Source organism: Allobosea sp. P4_C6 (assembly GCF_056402015.1).
Genome location: NZ_JBFUIF010000225.1, coordinates 1 through 1,663, shown reverse-complemented (window position 1 = coordinate 1,663; position 1,663 = coordinate 1). Strand labels below are relative to the sequence as shown.

Annotated in this window: 3 protein-coding genes; all 3 read right to left on the bottom strand. The window is 56.3% G+C overall.

What is annotated here, in order from left to right; translation table 11 throughout:
- Positions 1 to 537, bottom strand: a 537-nt coding sequence (locus AC1DVA_RS28165; RefSeq protein ID WP_476808096.1) for a DUF6647 family protein, incomplete at its 3' end; no start/stop codon positions are given.
- Positions 538 to 625: 88 nt separating this feature from the next.
- On the bottom strand, positions 626 to 883 hold the full coding sequence (locus tag AC1DVA_RS28160; protein ID WP_476808095.1) for a hypothetical protein: 258 nt from the start codon (positions 881 to 883) through the stop codon (positions 626 to 628).
- A gap of 578 nt (positions 884 to 1,461) precedes the next feature.
- The coding region (locus AC1DVA_RS28155; protein ID WP_476808094.1) for a hypothetical protein at positions 1,462 to 1,663 on the bottom strand (202 nt) is incomplete at its 5' end.

The window sequence follows — 1,663 nt, the reverse complement described above, 5'->3', positions numbered from 1 at the left end:
GATCTGGAATGCCTCTTCAAGTGACTCTCCGAATAATCTCAGCCACTTTTCCTGCAACTCGAAAGCCTTTGCCTCGCGTGCAGCGTCACATTCAAATTTGGTCTCATGCATCTCCTGGAAATGATGAACCAGTTCATGCACGAGAACCGACAAATCGGCTGCCGTTGCACCGCTCCATGTGTCCCTCAGATAGATGACCTTCTCTCGAGCATCGTAGATAGACAGGATATTTGGCCGACCCTGCTGCTGTATGACTTCGGACGCGTATTGCTTGAGTCGTAATGCGGCAACATGGCCAATCGRCTTGAATACGAGCCTTGGCAGGGAGGCAGGCACTGGCTGCGCCAGCTTCGCACCGACCCAGATCGCGAGGGCGTCCAGCAGCCGTCCTTCCGGTTCAAGTTGGCTCTCGCCGATGACGATTTCGAGGCCCGAGCCGAGACGCAGGCGCTCTATCGTCTCGTCACGTGCCTGGGCTCCAAAGGTCAAGGACGCGGCAAAAAACGCCGCAATTGAGAGCAGACGATGTCGGGTCATCGTTATGGCCTTCGTCCGTAACAAGCGCTGACAGTTGCAATCGTCGACCTCCTAAGTCGATCGATGGGTCATATAATGCATAGCATAATCAATCTCCTGCTATCTGATCGTTACTGAAGCTTTCTACTTCATCAGCCTCATCTTCATAGAGAAGTTTCGTGAGCATGACATAACGATTGAGGGAGGCCATGCTGATGTCGCGAACGCATCGCTCTCGCAGCTTGGAAGCTTCAAGGCGAATGCCTTGACGTAGCTCTGCTGTGTGAAGGCCGAATAGTTCGCTCCTCTCAAGCATGCGTGCCAGTTCCTTGTCCCAGGCAAAGCAGGCCCTTGCCTGACGCGTCATCGATTGCGCGCTGTCCGCGAGGCCGCCCCAGAATATGCAGGCGCAAAGCGCAAACACTAAAGATCGTCCCATGGGGTTCCCTCGAACCTAGGCAAATGCGAGCATTGGGACTGAGGCATACAGGAGCGGGTTAGCACCCCGCCCAACCTCCGATCTCGTTCATAGCGGTGTGCATTCCCTTTGGTCAATATGAAGGGATGACTATGTCGATATTTCGCCTACAGCTGATACAACAGTTAATCCGGCAGTGCCTTGTTGGCGGTACCTCAATCTGATGTGTTCCGCGTCGCGGATGTGCCAGCGCCCGACGGTAAAGGAGACCTGCTTCCTGAAATGTGAGACGCGTCACATCAGCTTGGCCTATGGCTGCGCTGATCTGACCCGACAGCGCCTCCGGGGTCGGCGACCTTGAGCCGCCAGAGTCAACACATTAGCGGCGCCTCCAGCCGTAATCGCTTGCACCTCCCCGCTGGGGCCAACCTGTCAAGTCACGCTCTTGAGGCGGTCGATACGCGGATGCTTGACCGGCATCTCTGCTGGATGGGTGGGCGTCTAAACCGAACGGGATTGAGGCGGGGCTAGTGATCTCTGAACGCGAGCCGCAGGAGGGTGAAGGCACCCGCGATCAGCGAAGAGGTCAACAGTCCCGTAAACACGTCGAAGATGAGCCACGCGACTGCCCCAAGCGCCGCGGCAAAACCGAGATGAATACTCGCCAATTTGGACGCCTTTCCGCAGCCGCAGCTCACAGTAGGTTTCCATGCAAAAAGGGCGCCGCCA